Annotated in this window: 11 protein-coding genes and 1 pseudogene; 9 read left to right on the top strand and 3 right to left on the bottom strand. The window is 56.5% G+C overall.

Features of this window, described 5'->3' with window-relative positions; genetic code table 11:
• The first annotated feature begins 37 nt into the window (after positions 1–37).
• Complete coding sequence (locus tag CHB83_RS13240; RefSeq protein WP_089332980.1) at positions 38–829, top strand: protease inhibitor I42 family protein; 792 nt, start codon at positions 38–40, stop codon at positions 827–829.
• Between the two features lie 94 nt (positions 830–923).
• Here the strand turns inward: CHB83_RS13240 and CHB83_RS13235 are convergent, their stop codons facing one another.
• Positions 924–3,683, bottom strand: a complete 2,760-nt coding sequence (locus CHB83_RS13235) for a S8 family serine peptidase (protein ID WP_089332979.1) — start codon at positions 3,681–3,683, stop codon at positions 924–926.
• Positions 3,684–4,040: 357 nt separating this feature from the next.
• Between CHB83_RS13235 and pbpC the strand changes: the two genes are divergently transcribed.
• The 6 genes and pseudogenes from pbpC (at position 4,041) to CHB83_RS13200 (ending at position 14,554) form a co-directional block, all read left to right on the top strand.
• Positions 4,041–6,347 carry a penicillin-binding protein 1C gene (gene pbpC / locus CHB83_RS13230; RefSeq protein ID WP_089332978.1) on the top strand — a complete coding sequence of 769 codons (2,307 nt, stop codon included), beginning with the start codon at positions 4,041–4,043 and terminating at the stop codon, positions 6,345–6,347.
• Positions 6,348–6,703: 356 nt separating this feature from the next.
• Entirely contained in the window at positions 6,704–8,053 is a 1,350-nt protein-coding gene (locus tag CHB83_RS13225; RefSeq protein WP_179225528.1) for a TolC family protein, read from the top strand.
• Positions 8,054–8,078: 25 nt separating this feature from the next.
• Positions 8,079–9,233, top strand: a complete 1,155-nt coding sequence (locus tag CHB83_RS13220; protein WP_089332976.1) for an efflux RND transporter periplasmic adaptor subunit — start codon at positions 8,079–8,081, stop codon at positions 9,231–9,233.
• A gap of 102 nt (positions 9,234–9,335) precedes the next feature.
• Complete coding sequence (locus CHB83_RS13215; RefSeq protein WP_089332975.1) at positions 9,336–12,557, top strand: efflux RND transporter permease subunit; 3,222 nt, start codon at positions 9,336–9,338, stop codon at positions 12,555–12,557.
• A 272-nt stretch (positions 12,558–12,829) separates the two neighbouring features.
• A pseudogene (locus CHB83_RS24460) lies at positions 12,830–13,612 on the top strand (DUF7825 domain-containing protein).
• A 27-nt stretch (positions 13,613–13,639) separates the two neighbouring features.
• The gene (locus CHB83_RS13200) at positions 13,640–14,554 is read left to right on the top strand and encodes an alpha/beta hydrolase (RefSeq protein WP_089332972.1); all 915 of its coding nucleotides are present in this window, start codon (positions 13,640–13,642) and stop codon (positions 14,552–14,554) included.
• On the opposite strand, the gene CHB83_RS13195 is transcribed toward CHB83_RS13200, so the two are convergent.
• On the bottom strand, positions 14,551–14,856 hold the full coding sequence (locus tag CHB83_RS13195; protein ID WP_143437132.1) for a hypothetical protein: 306 nt from the start codon (positions 14,854–14,856) through the stop codon (positions 14,551–14,553). The two genes, CHB83_RS13200 and CHB83_RS13195, sit on opposite strands and share 4 nt — an antisense overlap.
• Positions 14,857–15,052: 196 nt before the next feature.
• On the opposite strand from CHB83_RS13195, the gene CHB83_RS13190 reads away from it, so the two are divergent.
• Together CHB83_RS13190 and CHB83_RS13185 are read left to right on the top strand one after the other, a co-directional pair.
• The gene (locus CHB83_RS13190; RefSeq protein ID WP_045688957.1) at positions 15,053–15,586 is read left to right on the top strand and encodes a YMGG-like glycine zipper-containing protein; all 534 of its coding nucleotides are present in this window, start codon (positions 15,053–15,055) and stop codon (positions 15,584–15,586) included.
• A 109-nt stretch (positions 15,587–15,695) separates the two neighbouring features.
• Positions 15,696–16,163, top strand: a complete 468-nt coding sequence (locus tag CHB83_RS13185) for a YybH family protein (protein WP_089333157.1) — start codon at positions 15,696–15,698, stop codon at positions 16,161–16,163.
• A gap of 85 nt (positions 16,164–16,248) precedes the next feature.
• On the opposite strand, the gene CHB83_RS13180 is transcribed toward CHB83_RS13185, so the two are convergent.
• Positions 16,249–17,148, bottom strand: coding sequence for a manganese catalase family protein (locus CHB83_RS13180; protein WP_045688955.1), 900 nt, complete (start codon positions 17,146–17,148; stop codon positions 16,249–16,251).
• Positions 17,149–17,220 lie beyond the last annotated feature (72 nt).

The following is a 17,220-nucleotide window of genomic DNA, read 5'->3' as shown; positions in this document are numbered from 1 at the left end:
GCTGTATTGTTCATGAAACTTACTGTGTTCATACGTGATGAAGCTACTGCCTTTTATTCCTGGCTTTCGTCCTCGCCTCCGGCTAGGCATTTGGTTAGCCACTTTGTTGATACCTATTGCCTTCCTACGCCCTACTCTTGCCCAAGCCGACATTGTGACGCTCAATGCGAATGATAATGGCAAGCAGGTGCAGTTGAACGTGGGCGACCAGCTTACAATTTTGCTGCCTACCATTTCTCCTCGTTTCGGCTGGCGCCTAACCCAGACCTACCCTGGCCAGCTGACGCCCACCATCACGAACATCTTGCCCGGTGTGAATAGCGGAGTACCGGGCGCGCCCGCCACGTTCGAAATTCATTTCCAGGCCATCGGCACGGGTGGGCTTGATCTGACGCTGGTTTCGGCTCAGCCTGGCACCGGCTACGCATCACTGGGCGGCTTCTTTCGGGTGTTTATTACCATTGATAAGCCTGGCGTGGCCAAAAACGTGAACATTACGGAGTACGGCAACCGCAGCCGCGTGAAAGTTAACCAGGGCGACCAGCTCGCTATTCGGCTTGATACTACTGTCGGCTCGCAGTACATGTGGGAGGTAATGCCCATTGCAAACCAAGTAGTGCAGCTAGTGACAGCTGCGCCCACCTCAAGCTTAAAGAAGCCCAAGAAGAAAGCCAAAGTAGGCAGTGACGAGGATGTTACTTTTCAGTTCAAGGCCCTGAACCCCGGCAAAACCACGCTCCGCTTCCTCTACCGCAACGCCGCTAATAACGAAGCCCCACCCAAGCGCGACTTTGAGCTGGAAGTAGAAGTGCCCGAGCCTCCTAAATAAGCAGTAGAAATCAAGGGTAGTTACTCAAGCTGCTTCAATACAAAAGGCCTGCTCCGTGAAGCAGGCCTTTTGTATTGAAGCAGCTTGAGCAGACTTATTGCAGCACTAAACGCTTAGTGGTTACTGAGGCTCCGGTTTTTACTTTGTAGAGATAGGTGCCGCGTGCCAGGTTACTGGCATCAAACTGTACTTGGTGGTTGCCGGCAGCTTCTATACCCGATACTAGCGTCTGAACTTTGCGGCCGAGCGCGTTATAAACTTCTACGCTTACGGGACTTGGCTGAGTTAAGTAGTAGCTGATGGTAGTAGCCGCCGTGAAGGGGTTTGGATAGGCCGCCGTCTCTTGCAAAAGCACGCCAGATTTAGCACCCGCTTCGGCCGGCAACAGACTCGTAGTGCTGGCGTTTGCACTGGCTACTGCTGTGGGTTGCGTTACGGCATCATACTGCGGGAACGTCCGGCTTACGATAACGGCAAAATCGGCGCGCGAAACGTTTTGGCTTGGCTTAAAGGTAGCGTGTAGCGTAGGCTGCTGGTCGTAGGGGCCTTGGGTGAGCGAGTAGTAGGCATTAATCAGATTCAGCTCCAGCGCAATGCTTATGTAGCCTTTCAGAGCAGCCGGCACGTTGGCGGCATCATCTACCGGAATGGTTTGCCCGTTTACCTGCACCGTCAGGGGCTGGCTGTTGCGGGCTAGCGCCTGCTCCTGGAAGCCCAGGCTCTGCACCAGCGAGTAGGCCAGGGAGGCCCGGTTCACTTGGCCATTCGGCGAGAATGTGCCAGTGGCGGTGGGCAGCATCACGCCAGCGGCCCGGTGAAACCGGTCGCGCTGGGCGGCCCCTTTAGCCACCACCGATTCGGTCAGCAGAATTTCAGCGGGCGTAGACACATCGGAGAAAGTACGGGCGCCGCTGAAGGGCAGCAGCTGCCGGATGCCTTGGCCCATGAGCAGGTAGTCGGCCAGCTGGATGCGGGTAAGCGGGGCGTCGGGACGGAAACCGTTGCTTAGGCCATCAACCAGTTGATTAGCAACGGCCATCTTGATGGAGGCTTCAGCAGGGTGGCCTACAATGTCGGAGAGGTTAGTGGTGCCGGTGGCTGTTAGGGCGGTAATGCTGCCGCTGATGGTTTCAGGTAGGGCCACGCCTTGTAGGCCATCTACTTTCAGCGTCCAGGTACCAGCTACCGGCCCGGCTACCGCTACGCTGCGGTCCGTTGAGAGCGTAAACGTAACGGGGGTGCCAGAGCGGTATTCTACCCCGTTAGGGTCAACCAGGATCAGGTTGGTCAGGTTACCGGTTTCGCCTAGCAGCCCCCTCGAGGAAATTTTCACTTCCAAGCTGTTAGTGCCAGCACTTACCGGGAAGGTAAACTGGTTGCCAGCGGCCAGGGCGGGGTTGTAGTTGATGGTGAAAGGTACCGTGGCAGTTTGTGCATTCACGCTGCTGTTGAAGCGGCGGCTAGCATTCACCGTAGAGCCGTAGGTAGAGGAGCGGAAGGCCTGATCTACGGCAGCGTAGGCATTTACGTAACCGGCACCTACCTCCCACGACTCACGGCCGGGCATGTTGGTGGCCGTTTTCTGCAGCAGCTCTTTCACCTGCGCCGGATTCAATGTGGGTTTCGCTTCTAGCAACAGCGCCACAATGCCTGCTACGTGGGGCGTAGCCATAGAAGTACCGCTGCTGTGGGTATAGAACGGCACTTCGCTGGGTTGCAACAATTCAATGTCTTGCTGGGCTCCCAATGATGATACCGGCGCAATAGCACGGGTAGAAACCACATCTACGCCGGGCGCTACAATCACGGGTTCGTTTTTAAAGGTCCAGGTCTCGCCGTCTACCGTAAAAGTGCCCTGCTCGCCCCGCACGCCGCGCGAGGAGAACTCCGCCAGCAGCCCGTTTCGGTCACCAGCGCCTACTGAAATGGTCCAGGGTGCAATGGCATATGGGTTGTGCGTATCAGCCCCGGGACCTTCATTGCCGGCGGCAAACACCACCACCATGCCGCGGTCGTAGCACTTTTTAGTAGCCACGTTCAGCGGGTCGTTGGGGTCGAAGTCGCCGCTGCTGCCAAATGAGTTGCTGATAACCCGGATGTTGTACTGAAACTGATGAGTAAGCGCGTAGTCGAAGCCGCCCATGGCATCGAGCACCAAGAGAGCTCCTCCAGAGCCGTAGCCCAGCAATGAGGCACCCGGCGCTACGCCTTCATACTTTCCTCCTGAGCGAACCCCGGTGCCGCCCACGGTACCAGCGCAGTGCGTACCATGGCCCGAGTTAGTATCCGTATTCGGCACTCCTTCTAGGTACGTAACGGGCAGCAGGGTGCTTAGCGAGTTGAGGTTGGTGGAGCCCAGCGTATTCTGAACCAGGTGCGTGCCGAACTTTATATCCTCGTGCGTGCCGTCTACGCCGCTGTCGTTGATGAGTACGCCCACCCCCTTGCCTGAAACGGGCAGACCGCCATTACGAGCCGTCATCTGTTGGTCGGTGCGCAGGCGCTTCACACCCGTCAGGTGCGTGTCGTCGAAGTTGTAATACTCCAGCCGCTTGTTGATGTAGAGGGAGCGAACTTCGGGGCTTTGCGCCAGCGCATTTACCTGCGCGGCGGTGGCAATAACACCCGCTACTGGCAGGGCCTGCAGGGTAACGCCGCGCGTAATGCCCAGCCGCTGCAACAGCCCCCGCTGGGTAAGGCCAGGAGCGCCGCTCCCCTTGAAAGTAACAATTACTTGCGCCGTAGGATTGGTAGCCAATGCCGACCGCAATTCTGGGTCAACAGTAGCTTGTCCGAACGACACACTGATGCTGACACCAGCCAGCGCGAGGGAGAGAAAAAGTTTACGTTTCATGTAGCGGTTGTGGAATAAGGGAGGAGTAAGAGGATGGAAAGGAAGAAAGGCAGCGCCGCATACATGTCGTTGACTGAATGCCCATAGGCAATCAACAACAGTTGGTACTTGCACCGCACTGTCACGGAATACCTACGAACAGTATTCACAAAGCGGATTTGCCTTTTTTGAAATATTTTTAACCATAGCCTAGTTTGGATGATATAATCGCACCTATATCAGCTAAATACTATCATATATGCAACACACACTCTTGCGCACATGCTCTTCGCTGACGTTTACAGGCGTGCTTAGCTGGCTGTTGTTGTTTTGCCAAATAGCCTGCACTGTTATTGGGTAGCCGGTATATTTGAGTGTATGAATAGGCGTGTTATTTCGCGTGGCCTAGCGGCCCTAGGCCTAGTGCTGCTGCTTTTGCTAGGCCTAGATTGGTGGTTTCCGCTGCCGCCCGCGCCGCAGTATTCGCCCCTTGTACTTGCCGCCGATGGCACCGTGCTGCACGCCTACCTCAACCCCACCCAGAAGTGGCGGATGAAAACCGAGCTGCACGAGATTACGCCGGTGCTGCGCAAGGCCATTATGGAGAAAGAAGACCGGTGGTTTCGGTGGCATATGGGCGTAAACCCGATAGCTCTGGTGCAGGCAGCCGGGCGCAATGTGTTTGGCACGGGCCGCACTACCGGGGCCAGCACCATTACCATGCAGGTGGCCCGGCTGCTAGAGCCTAAGGAGCGCACCTTTGGCAATAAGCTGCTAGAAATGCTGCGTGCCACCCAGTTAGAGCTGCACTACAGCAAGGAGGAAATTCTGCAGTTGTACCTAAACCTGGTGCCCTACGGCGGTAATGTGGAAGGCGTGAAGTCGGCAGCCCTGCTCTACTTTCAGCAAACGCCCGACTACCTCTCACTGGCTCAAACCGTCACGTTGGCCATCATCCCGAACAGGCCTAGAGGCTTGGTGCTGGGAAAGAATAATGCGGCTGTGCTGCAGGAGCGCAACCGATGGCTCCGGCGCTTTGGGGCCTCGGGCCTGTTTCCGAAGCAAGATGTGGAAGATGCCTTGCTAGAGCCCCTGGAGGTAGAGCGCCATGCCGCCCCTGCCCTGGCCCCGCACCTCTCGCGGCGGCTGGTACGGCAGTTTCCGCGGCAGGCTATTATTCACAGTACGTTGCAGCGCAGCAAGCAATACAAAACAGAGGATCTTACCCGCAATTACGTGCGGCGCTTATATGAACTGGGCATCACGCAGGCGGCGGTGCTGGTGGTGAACAACCACACTCGCCAGGTAGAGGCCTACGTAGGCTCAGCTGATTTTCGGGATTTCGCTAATCAAGGCCAGAACGATGGCATTACGGCCGTCCGCTCGCCGGGCAGTACGCTCAAGCCGTTTCTGTACGCCCTGGCCATGGACCGTGGCCTCGTCACGCCCAAGCTGCTGCTGCCCGATGTACCCACCAACTTCCAGGGCTACCGCCCCGAGAACTTTGATAAGCGTTGTAACGGCGAGGTGACTCTGGAACGGGCGCTGGCTTACTCGCTCAACATTCCGGCGGTGCGAGTGCTCAACCAACTGGGCGTACCCGCCTTCACCGACAAGCTCCGCCAGGCAGGCTTCCATAACATAACCCGCAACCGCGCCCGCCTAGGCTTGAGCAGCATTCTAGGGGGCTGTGGGGCTTCCTTGGAGGAACTAACCAACCTGTACGTGACCCTGGCCGGCGGTGGACGGCATCAAAGCCTGCACCTAACTTCCACCGCCAAACAAGCTTCCAGCACCCGGCTCGTATCGGCGGAAGCGGCTTTCCTCACCACCGACATCCTGGCCCAGCTCACGCGCCCCGACCTGCCCCTGGGGGCGGCCAGCAGCATGCGCCTGCCCAAGATTGCCTGGAAAACCGGTACTAGCTACGGCCGCCGCGACGCCTGGAGCATAGGCTACAACCGGCAGTACACCATTGGGGTATGGGTGGGCAACTTCAGTGGTCAGGGTAGCCCGGCCCTTACCGGGGCCGATGTAGCCACGCCCCTACTCTTCGACTTGTTTAACGCGGTAGCCTACAACTCGCCCAATGACTGGTTTGCGCCACCAGCGGCCCTCGACTTTCGGCTGGTGTGTGCCGAAACAGGCCTAGTGCCGGGCGAGAACTGCCCAAACCAAGTGATAGACTATTTCCTGCCGAGTATCTCCAGCGGCCAGCACTGCCAGCACCTGCGCGAAGTGCTGGTAGCGGCCGACGGCGCCTTTACCTATTGCCGGGCCTGCGCACCCGCGGCGGGGTACCGGCGGGAGCTGTACCCCAATTTACTCCCGGAGGTAGCAGCCTACAAGGAGGCCCAGGGCATTCCGTACCGTCGGCTGCCCCCCCACACCCCCCTGTGCCAGCTAGTGCGCGGTGGGCCAGAACAAGCGCCCACTATCACCTCGCCCACACCTAATACTGAGTACGTGCTGAACGCCCGCGAGCAGCAACAACTTCTGCTCAGCTGCACAACCAACAGCGAGGTGCAACAAGTGTACTGGTACGTCAACGACCAGTTTCTGCGTGCAGCCGGGGCTACCGAGCGAGTTTTTTTCCGGCCAACGCCTGGCCCGCTCAAGATTTCTTGCGCCGACGACCACGGCCGCAATACCAACGTGCTAGTGACCGTAACGGAGCTGGAGTAAGCCCACACTGGCTCTGAGCTTACTCAACAGTAAGAAAATAGCAACCGCGACAGTAAGCCTTTCGGCGCCGGTCAGCAAAAAGTATTTCTCTGAAAGGCCCACAACCTTTTGCCCGGTGCGTGGTTTACCACCCTTGTAATCCAAGGACAAAATTTTATTCAGCCCTGAATATTCTTGACTAGGTACTACCCTGACAGCCAACTGGGAGGTCAGGTTTTTCACAGAATACGGCCGACTTCAGGCAGCGTGCAGGCACATAGCTGCGTCCTTGCGCCTGATGTTTGGAATGGTGACTGGCCCAAAGGATGGTCAGCAGTGCATCAGCTATGCCGTGTAGTAGCTGCTTTACTTACGATATGAAACACATGAAACGGGCGCTTCGGCTACTGCTAGGTCTTGTCTGGCTTGTCCCCGTGTGGGCGCGGGCCCAGCCCACGGCTCCTCCTCCATCTGGCAATCAGCTCACGCTGGAACAGTGCCTTCAGTACGCGCTGCAAAACCAGCCTGCCCTGCGCCAAGCTCGCATTGATGAAGAAACCAACGAGGCCACCATTCGCATTGGGTTGTCGGGCTGGCTGCCCCAAGTAAACCTCAATGCCACGGGTCAGCATTATTTTCAGCTGCCCTACTCGGTAATTCCGATTGATGGGGTAAACACGCCGCGCCAAATTGGCTTGCGCAATACTTCCACGGTGGGCGTGGGCGCTACCCAAGCTATTTACAACAACGATGTGCGGCTGGCCCTACGCACGGCCCGGCCCTCGCGGCAGTTCTACCAGCAGAACACCATTGGCGTGCGCATCGACGTGGTGACGGATGTGAGCAAAGCGTTTTATGACGTGCTACTCTCCCAGCGCCAGCTAGACGTGCTAAACGAGGACATTGTGCGCCTGCAGCGTAGCCTTCAGGATGCGCGGGCCCGCTACGATGCAGGTATCGTTGACAAAACAGACTTCAAGCAGGCCGAGATTTTACTTAACAACTCCATTGTAGCGCGCAAGCAGGCCATTGAAGCCATTAAGGCCAAGGGCGCTTACTTAAAGGAACTAATGGGCTTGGCTGGTCCGCAGCCGCTCACCTTGCAGTACGACACCATCCGGCTGATGCGCGAAGCGGTAGTGGACACGGCCGTAGCGCTCGACCCCACCAACCGCATTGAGTTTCAACAGCTGCAGACGCAGAAAGCACTGCAGTCGGCCCAGATTAGCTATTACCGCTGGGGCTTCCTGCCCTCCGTATCGGCCTTCGGCAACTACAACGCGGTATTTCAGAACAACAACTTCGGCGACTTATACAGCCAGCGGTTCCCCAACTCCTACGCTGGGCTTCAGCTGAGCTTACCTATTTTCCAGGGCACTAGGCGCCTGCAAAACCTACGGCGGGAACGCCTCACCGATCAGCGCATCGACCAGGATATTCTGGCTACGCGCAACCGCATCAACACGGAGTTTGAGCAGGCTTTATCTACCTACAAAGGGTATTACACCGATTACCTCATTGGGCAGCGCAACCTAGCCTTGTCGAAGGAGGTGTACTCGGTGGTGAACCTACAGTACCGCGAGGGCATCAAAACCTACCTCGACGTCATCATTGCCCAAAGCACCCTTCGCACCGCCCAGCTCAATTATTACAGCGCCCTGTTTCAGGTGCTGAGCAGCAAGGTAGACTTGCTGCGCGCTCAGGGCAATCTGCCCACGTCCTACTAAGCCTTCCGCCGCTTCCAGTACCTATATGAAGAAGACTATTCTAGCCCTGTCTTACGCTGCGGGCTTCTACGCCCTTGTGAGCTGCGGCAACAAAGAAGCCGACAAACCGGCTGGTCCGCCGCCGGCTACGCCCGTGACGCTAATGGCCGCCCAAGTTTCCGACGCCGTGTACTACGATGAGTATCCGGCTACGGTCGTAGCCATCAACAACGTAGAGCTGCGCAGCCAAGTCGCGGGCTTCATCACCCAGCTTTACTTTAAAGAAGGGGATGTGGTCACGAAAGGCAAGCCGCTCTACGAGATTGACCGGCGCAAGTACCAGGCGGCTTACCAGCAGGCCCTAGCCGGCTTGCGTAGCACCCAGGCCACTGTGCAGAACGCCCGGGTAAACCTGGACCGCTACGAGCGCCTAGCCAAGCAAGACGCTATTGCCCGCCAGATTGTGGACAACGCAGCCACCTCGTACGCTACGGCGCAAAGCCAGGTAGCCGAGGCCCAGGCCGCCGTATCGGCGGCGCGCACCGATCTTGATTATTCCATCATCAACGCGCCTTTCACGGGTCGCATTGGCATTTCGCAAGTGCGCCTGGGTTCTCAGGTGAGCCCCGGCAGTACCTTGCTCAATACCATCAGCGGGGAGGACCCTATGGGCGTAGACTTCGTGATTACCGAAGCCGACCTGAGCCGCTTTGTGGACTTGCAGCGCCAAACCGGCAGCCGCGCCGACTCTACCTTCCGCCTGGTGCTGCCCAATGGCACGCGCTACAACCAGCCGGGTAAGATACTAGCTATTGACCGGGGCGTAAACCAGCAAACCGGTACCGTACAGATTCGGGTGCAGTTCTCCAACCCCAAACGCGAGCTGAAGGACGGTATGAGCGCCGTACTGAACGTGCTGAACCGCCAGTCGGGCCGCCGTATTGTAATTCCGTACAAAGCCGTAACCGAGCAAATGGGCGAGAACTTTGTATTTATTGCCGGCGACAGCAGCAAAGCCTACCAGCGCAAAGTGCAGCTCGGCCCGCGCCTGCGCGACCAGATTGTTATTATCAGCGGCATTAAAGAAGGCGACCAGGTAGTAACCGAAGGCATTCAGCGCCTGCGTGATGGCGGCACAATCCAGACGGGCACACCAGCGCAAGCCCAAGCGGGTGCCCCGGCTCAAGGAGCCGCGAAATAAGAACTAACGAGTGGCTAGGATTAGAAGGCTAACTCCCCTCCCACGCAGCGCGAGGAAGGAGCTAGGGCTACTTGAACCAAGCGCACAGCTAAACGCCCCATCATGATTGCAGAAACCTTTATCCGGCGTCCCGTCACGGCCATTGTCACCTCCCTGGTGATTGTGCTGGTCGGGGTGCTGGCCATCCTGAATTTGCCCGTTGGGCAGTACCCGGAAATTACGCCCCCCACGGTATCCGTTTCGGGCACCTACACCGGCGCCGACGCCCAAACGGTGGAGCAGACCGTAGCCACGCCCGTGGAAGTGCAGGTGAACGGCACGCCGGGCATGACCTACCTGCAAAGCAACAGCACCAGCAATGGGCAGATGAGCATGACGGTGAACTTTGAGGTAGGCACCGACATCAACATTGCTGCCCTCGACGTGCAGAACCGGGTAGGCATTGCCCAGCCTACCCTGCCACAGGAAGTGCAGCGCCTCGGCCTGATTGTGCGGAAACGTAACCCCAGCATTCTGATGCTGGTAGCACTCTACGCTCCTAACGGTAGCCACAACACTACCTTCCTCGACAACTACGCTAACGTCTTTATTAAGGACGCCCTGTTGCGCACCAAAGGTGTCGGCGACATTGTATCGCGCGCCGATGACTTTTCCATGCGCGTGTGGATCAAGCCTGATAAACTGGCTCAGCTAGGGGTTACGGCCCAGGAAGTAACGGCCGCCATTCAGGAGCAGAACGCGCAGATTGCGGCCGGCTCCATTGGTGCTCCCCCGGCCCAAACCGGGCAAACCTTTGAGTACATCGTGTTTGTGAAGGGCCGCCTAACCGATACAGAAGAGTTCGGCAACATCATTGTAAAAACCCGGCCCGATGACGGCTCGGTAGTCTACTTGAAGGATGTTGCTCGTTTGGAACTGGGCAAATTTAACTACGCCAACAACTCTTTTGTGGACGGCAAACGCGCCGCCTACCTGCTGGTATATCAAGCGCCTGGTGCTAACGCCCTCGAAACCTACGAGAACGTGAACAACACCATGGAGCAGCTCAAAAAGCAGTTCCCCGCCGACCTCGCTTACGTGGTACCGTTTGAGGCCGCATCCGTGGTGAAGGTGTCTATTGAGGAAGTGCTGCACACGCTGGTGGAAGCCTTGGTGCTGGTTATCATCGTAGTGTTCCTGTTCCTGCAAAGCTGGCGTTCCACCCTGATTCCGGTGCTGGCTATTCCGGTGTCCATTGTGGGTACGTTCATCATGTTTATTCCGCTGGGCTTCACCATCAACACGCTCACCATGTTTGGCTTCGTGCTGGCCATTGGTATTGTGGTCGACGACGCCATTGTGGTGGTGGAAGCCGTGGAACACAACATGAACGAACGGGGCCTGAGCCCGCTGGACGCCACCCTGGCGGCCATGCGCGAAATTTCGGCTCCGGTTATTGCCATTGCCCTGATTCTGGCGGCCGTGTTCGTACCGGTAGGCTTCATTCCGGGCATCACGGGCCGCTTGTACCAGCAGTTCGCTATTACTATTGCCATTTCGGTAATCATCTCGGCCTTTGTAGCGCTTTCGCTCACGCCTGCGTTGTGCGTGCTCCTACTCAAGCCGCACAAGCGCGATGAAAACTCTACCGGTCTTGACCGCCTGTTCTACAAGTTCAACACCTGGTTTGATAAGGTAACCAACAAGTACGGCAACGGCGTGCAGCGCGGCATCAAGAACTCGCGCTTTGTGGTTATTATTCTGGTCTGCATTATTGCTGGCACGGGCCTCCTGTTTGCCAAAAAGCCCGGCGGCTTTATTCCTACTGAAGATGAGGGCCGAATTATCGTAACCTTCAACTTGCCCGAAGCCTCCTCCACGGAGCGCACGGTAAACACGCTCAACGAGATTATGAAGGAGTTGAGTAAGATCAAGGGCATCCGGCACTATGCCGGTCTTGGTGGCTTGAATGCGGTAAACTTCTCCTCCAAGTCGAACAGTGGTACGGTGTTCTGCCAGCTTGAGCCTTGGGAAGAGCGCAAAGACAAGGAGGTACAGTTGCAAGGTCTTATTGCTACCATTCAGCAGCGCCTCAGCCGCCTTAAGGAAGCCAACGTGGTGGTTATTTCACCGCCGGCTATTCCGGGCTTGGGCAACACGGGCGGTTTCTCCTTTGTACTGCAGGAACGTGAGGCAGGCGGCGACATCAAGAAGTTTGATGCTCAACTGCAGAACTTCCTGGGTGCTCTGCGCAAGCGACCAGAAATTACGGGGGCCTTCTCCTTCTTTACCGCCAATACGCCCGGCTACCAGCTCACCATCGACCGGGAAAAGGCCAAGAAGCTAGGAGTTTCCATCTCTGATATTGGCACGGCCCTGCGTACCTACCTAGGCTCGGCCTACGTGAACGACTTCACGGTGTACGGCCGAAACTTCCGCGTAGTAACCCAAGCCGACTCCATGTACCGTGCCGATATCAGCAACCTGGGCCAGTACTACGTACGCAACAGTTCCGGCGGTATGGTGCCCTTGAGCACACTTACCAGCTACCAGCGCACAGAGTCGGCCCCGCTTATTTCGCACTACAACCTGTTCCGCTCCGCTGAAATCAACGGAAACCCGGCCCCTGGCTATAGCTCCGGTGATGCTATCAACGCCCTGCGCGAAACGGCGGCCCAGTCGTTGCCCGCGGGTTACGGGTTTGAGTTCTCGGGCTTGAGCCGAGAAGAGCAGCTAGCAGGTGGTCAAACGGTATACATCTTCGCCCTGTCGCTCACGTTCGTGTTCTTGTTCCTGGCTGCCCTGTACGAAAGCTGGTCGGTACCTTTCTCCGTGCTGCTGGCCGTACCGCTGGGCGCGTTCGGAGCTATTGTGGCGCTCATTTTCCTACCCAAACTCACCAACAACGTGTACGCCCAAATTGGCTTGATCACGCTGATTGGTTTGTCGGCAAAGAACGCCATTCTGATTATCGAATTTGCGAAGGAGCGCGTGGATAAAGGAATGCCGCTGGTAGAAGCCACGCTGGAAGCCGTGCGTCTCCGTCTGCGTCCTATCATCATGACGTCGTTGGCCTTCATTCTGGGGGTATTGCCCCTGGTGTTTGCCTCCGGGGCTGGTGCTCAAAGCCGCCAAACTATTGGCTGGACGGTACTTGGCGGTATGATTTCGGCTACGTTGCTAGCTATTTTCATTGTGCCTGTGCTGTATGTGCTTATCACCCGCTTCGCCTATGGCAAGGAGAAGCTAGCTGAGCTAGAAGCCAACTATAAGCCTGATGAAGAGCACGGCGGCCACCCTGACGCTCCTGGCCAAGGCGAACATCCTGCGCCAAGTCCCGCCTAAGTAGTAAGGTAGCGGCTATCGTGTTAGATGGTCCCGCGTGTTGAGACTTGCAGACTGATTCCTGTGGAATCAGTCTGCAAGTCTCATTTTTTTAGCATACCTATAACTGCTACTCATTTAGCTAGTAGTATTAGAATACATTGGTTCTTAGCTTTAAGAAATAACGCCCCCTTTACAGATCAAACCACATTTTATCTTCGCTAACATGGTTATCCGCCATACATTCATCCGTTTCTATTTTTAGCTAATTTCATTAGTAATAATAAGTTTAATTGACATATTTTAGGTCTCTGTCGCAGACCTACAAACAAAGCTGGAGCAAACAGCCTGAAGTGACCAACACCTGGTTGGAATTGCAAGTAACCGCTACCGTTTCTGAGCGCCAGCGCCTACCGAACTACTTGTTGCTATACTCCCACCACGTGCCGCTTCCTAAGGACAACGGCTGGGACTCGCTGTGCTCCTTACAAACTGATTTACCCTTTCTGCTTACCCTACTGCCACATAATGCCGACCAAGTATACTGGCACCTAATCCGCTTGGGCTGCAAAACAATTCAGGCCGATTCCACAGTTCAGGAGGCTCTATAAACGGTACTGCACTCTTTTTTATCGGTTGGCCCTGGTCTCTCCGCGCCCGCCACGCTTATTCTGGCCTTGAGGCTCACGCATAGTGCGTCGGCCTGCCGGGCTGTGGCGATAGAGGCGCTCTTGGCGTCAATAGAGACTAGCCGCCTGGTGCCGCATGCGCTAGGACAAACGCTTGGCAAGCTATTGCACGCAGGTTTTGTGCCCGTACAACGCCTCGCCGACATCTTAGTACAGGCCCGCACTATCAGCCCCCTCATAGATGATGCCGTGCGCCAAGTGTTAGAAAAGCTACTTCCGCTGCTGTCAACCGTGCCCCTGCGCAACACGCGCAAGCTGATTGAGGGCTACGCCGATGTGCAAAGCCGTACGCGGAGAGCCGTAGCTGCCGCCGTGGCCACGCAGTTGCAAACGTGGAGTCAGTCGGCAGCGCTGAAAAAGGCAGCTACCCACCTACTTTCCACGTAATCTGCTGCACACTACTTCCTGCTTCTGATGCGAGCCTTCCTACTTTCTGTTCTTTTCAGCATTCCTTCCTCTTTCCTGATGGCGCAAACCCAGCCAGTCATACCCCTTTATTCTGGTCCTATTCCTGCTTCTAAGGCAAGTAAGGTGCAGGAAGTAGTGGATAAGCAAGCCAACGGCAGCATCCGCATTGCTCAGGTAATACAGCCCACGCTTACGGTGTACAAACCCGCCAAAGCCAACGGCACGGCCATTATTATCTGTCCTGGTGGCGGCTATGCACGGCTGGCTATCGACCACGAGGGCTACGACGTAGCCAAGCGCCTCAATGAAATGGGGGTCACGGCTTTCGTACTTAAGTACCGCCTACCCAACGACCAAAGCCAAGTCGATAAATCAATTGCCCCGCTGCTAGATGCCCAACAGGCTATTCGGATGGTGCGCCAGCGGGCCACGGAGTTTGGTATAAATGCAGCGCGGGTAGGGCTGATGGGCTTTTCTGCGGGCGGGCACTTGGCGTCCACGGCGGGCACGCATTTCGCCAAGCCAGCCGGCGCCACTAACGACAATACTTCCGTACGACCCGATTTTCTGATGCTGCTATATCCGGTTATTAGCTTCTCAGATACGCTCATGCATGCGGGCTCTCGCGCCAACCTTATTGGGGAGAAGCCAAGCGCGGGCCAAATTCGGCTCTATTCCAACGAGCTTCAAGTGTCGGCACAGACTCCACCTACGTTTCTGGTGCACGCCGCCGATGACCAAACCGTGAAGGTGCAGAACAGCTTAGCTTTTTACGAGGCCTGCCTCCACCACCAAGTACCCGCAGAAATGCACTTATACCCGCAGGGTGGCCATGGTTTTGGGATGCTCAACAAAACCACCAAAGACAACTGGACTGACCGCCTCCAAAACTGGCTGGATGCCGGCGGCTGGCTGCGCTAAAGCAGCTGCTCCCACCCTATTTCGGTGCCCGACCACCATACTTCCGTACCAACCGGCACAGGACCAGCCGCTTCCTGGGTGAGCAGCAACGCCCGGACTGGCAATTCGCCGGGCCGGGCTACCTCCTCCACCGTAGCTACGGCCGCTACCGAACGGCCCGACGAGTACCGTAGCGTGAGCGCCAAGGCAGTATGCAGGGCGAGGCTGGCAAGCAATGGGGCTACCTCGGCCCCCAGCAGCAGTACACCAAGGCCCGTGAGCGGCACGCATTCAGTTACCCGAAATAAGAGTTGATCTTTCATCTGGTGTAGTACGAAAAATCCGCGCTGGCTGCCGCTTACGTACATTTTTCAGCATCTGCCACTAGTAGGGCCGCTCCTGTGCTGCCTACTTGGCAAGCTCAACTTGAAGAGTTGGCTTTCCGTATTGGCATGGTGCTTGCAAAACCCAGTTCAGGGCTGCCGGTCCTCGGCCCACTGAACCTAAATTTCTATTCTCATGAAAAAGGTAAGTTTGTTTCTCGCCCTGGTGATGTTTTTCACCACAATTGCCAGCAGCTTTGCTCAAGACCGCAAGGTTAGCTCCCATGCTAAAGGTGCCATCATTGGTGGCTTGGGTGGTGCCGCCGCTGGTGCCCTCATCAACAAGCGCAACCGCGTAGTAGGTGGTGCCGTGGGTGGCGCCGCTGGTGCTGGCTTAGGTTACGCCATTGGTAAAAACGCCGACAACAAGCGCAAAGCCGAAGCCGCTCGCGTAGCCGCCGCCCGCCGGGCCGAGCAGCGCCGGGTAGCCGCCTACCGCGCTGGTCTGGCGAAAGGATCGGCCACGGCGAAAGCCAACAGCACGGGCAACGCCAACGCTATGGCGGCTATTGCCGCTGCTGAAGCTGCTTCGCCCGCTGCTGGCATGAACAGCCTTGCTCCTGCTGGTTCGGCTACGTTTGCCTCTAACGGTGCTTACCTGAGCAACACGTCGTACGGCGACCGTACCACGGCTTACCCCTCTTCCGAAGTACGTCGCAAGAGTTGGTAACCCCCCTCTTATTTTGTAACAGAAAGCCCAGGCCATTCCACCTGGGCTTTCTGCTACTTCACCTTTTCCTCGATTGCCCCTTCAGCTTTCTTACCTAAACCCTATTCTCATGAAACCCTTGTTTGGTCTTCTGATCGGAAGCGCCTTGCTAGCTTCCTGCTCGGGCCCTAAGGCTACCGATGCCGCTGCTGTAAACGTACAAACCCTCAATCAGCAGTTCATTAGCGCCTGGAATGCCAAAAACACTGCCCAGCTAGATACGCTGCTGGCCGACGACGTGCAGTACGCCCAGGGCGAAACCCGCTTCAATGGCAAGTCGGAAGTAGCGGATAAGTGGGTGCGTGCCACGATGGGTACTATTTCCGATCTGAAAACGTACACCACCACTACCGGCACCGACGCAAACATTGCCTATGAAGCTGGCACTTTCTCTACCGACGTGTTGCCGGACGCTCCGGGCCAGCCCCACGGCGAAGGCGAAGGCAACTTCATCCTGCTCTGGAAAAAGCAAAAGAACAACTCTTGGAAGCTGAGCTACGTGCAGTTGGAGGGCCTCCCCGTGAAGCTGCGCAACTAAGCACTTTCCTACTAGCACAAACAGTACAAGGCCCCGGCTACTTAGTAGCCGGGGCCTTGTATTTACAATAGCATCCTGCACCCGTTTACGAGTTGCTGTCGTGGTGGCTATTTAGGGTGCCTTCTATTTTTGACTGCACGGTGCCGATGACCGAATCTACAGTAGTCATTTGCTCTTTTTGGGCAAATGCACCAGGCACTGGCGGCGACAGCTTAGGAATACCACCGAGCGGCGCTGCCTTCTCTACATGGAATTCACCTTTGCCATCCACCGATGGACCTTGGGTCCAGCGGCCGCCGGTTGTGATGTCATTCCCAATATAGGTGCTGACAAATGCATAATTGAAACCTTGTACTTCCTCGCTTTGTGGGAAGCTGTTGGGTACTGGGGTAGCGTTCAGGCCACCGTTTTCTTCAATTACTGCTAGCCATTGGTTTTGGTGCATGGTATCGCGGGCAATCAGAAAGGAAAGGAAGTCCTTCATGCCGGGGTCATCAGTCATGTGCCAGAGGCGAGTTGCCAACGTGCGGCCCGTCGATTCGGCTGCTACGTTGGTGTACATATCGGCCACAATATTGCCGCTTCCTACAATCCAGGAGCCATTGAATGGCACCCCATTTCCATCGGAAGCCAACGCCGCCATACCCGATGAGAGGATGTGACGAACATCCATGCCACCTAATACGGCTTCTACCACTTTGTCCTTCGCAAACTCATCTTGCATGCTAGTAGGTGCGCCTTCTAGGTTAAGGGCCACGGCCGTAGCCAGCATCTCAATATGAGCCATTTCCTCGGTACCGGTTTCCAGCAGCATGTTCCGATACTTCTCGGGGCCACGGGAGCCCCATGCTTGAAACAGGTACTGAAGACACACGCGAATTTCGCCTTCTATACCGCCGATGGCCTGCTGAAGCATGCGGGCAAACAGGGGATTGGGCTTATCTACTCGTACTTTGTACTGAAGTTCTCTATCGTGATAGAACATTAGGTGAAGGGTTGTAGTGAAAAAAGAGAGCAATAAAGTTGCCCCTATACTGGGGCAGCCCTTAGGTATACG

The organism is Hymenobacter mucosus (genome assembly GCF_900188255.1).
GTDB lineage: Bacteria > Bacteroidota > Bacteroidia > Cytophagales > Hymenobacteraceae > Hymenobacter > Hymenobacter mucosus.
Note: the sequence above shows the minus strand (reverse complement) of the source record. Positions and strands in the feature narration are given on the sequence as shown.

Excerpts from the sequence above, each read along its gene's own strand:
- CHB83_RS13180 (WP_045688955.1), bottom strand. The coding sequence starts at position 17,148 with ATGTTCTATCACGATAGAGAACTTCAGTACAAAGTACGAGTAGATAAG.
- CHB83_RS13240 (WP_089332980.1), top strand. The coding sequence starts at position 38 with ATGAAGCTACTGCCTTTTATTCCTGGCTTTCGTCCTCGCCTCCGGCTA.
- CHB83_RS13185 (WP_089333157.1), top strand. The coding sequence starts at position 15,696 with ATGAAACCCTTGTTTGGTCTTCTGATCGGAAGCGCCTTGCTAGCTTCC.
- CHB83_RS13200 (WP_089332972.1), top strand. The coding sequence starts at position 13,640 with ATGCGAGCCTTCCTACTTTCTGTTCTTTTCAGCATTCCTTCCTCTTTC.
- CHB83_RS13225 (WP_179225528.1), top strand. The coding sequence starts at position 6,704 with ATGAAACACATGAAACGGGCGCTTCGGCTACTGCTAGGTCTTGTCTGG.
- CHB83_RS13215 (WP_089332975.1), top strand. The coding sequence starts at position 9,336 with ATGATTGCAGAAACCTTTATCCGGCGTCCCGTCACGGCCATTGTCACC.
- CHB83_RS13220 (WP_089332976.1), top strand. The coding sequence starts at position 8,079 with ATGAAGAAGACTATTCTAGCCCTGTCTTACGCTGCGGGCTTCTACGCC.
- CHB83_RS13195 (WP_143437132.1), bottom strand. The coding sequence starts at position 14,856 with ATGAAAGATCAACTCTTATTTCGGGTAACTGAATGCGTGCCGCTCACG.
- CHB83_RS13190 (WP_045688957.1), top strand. The coding sequence starts at position 15,053 with ATGAAAAAGGTAAGTTTGTTTCTCGCCCTGGTGATGTTTTTCACCACA.
- CHB83_RS13235 (WP_089332979.1), bottom strand. The coding sequence starts at position 3,683 with ATGAAACGTAAACTTTTTCTCTCCCTCGCGCTGGCTGGTGTCAGCATC.
- pbpC (WP_089332978.1), top strand. The coding sequence starts at position 4,041 with ATGAATAGGCGTGTTATTTCGCGTGGCCTAGCGGCCCTAGGCCTAGTG.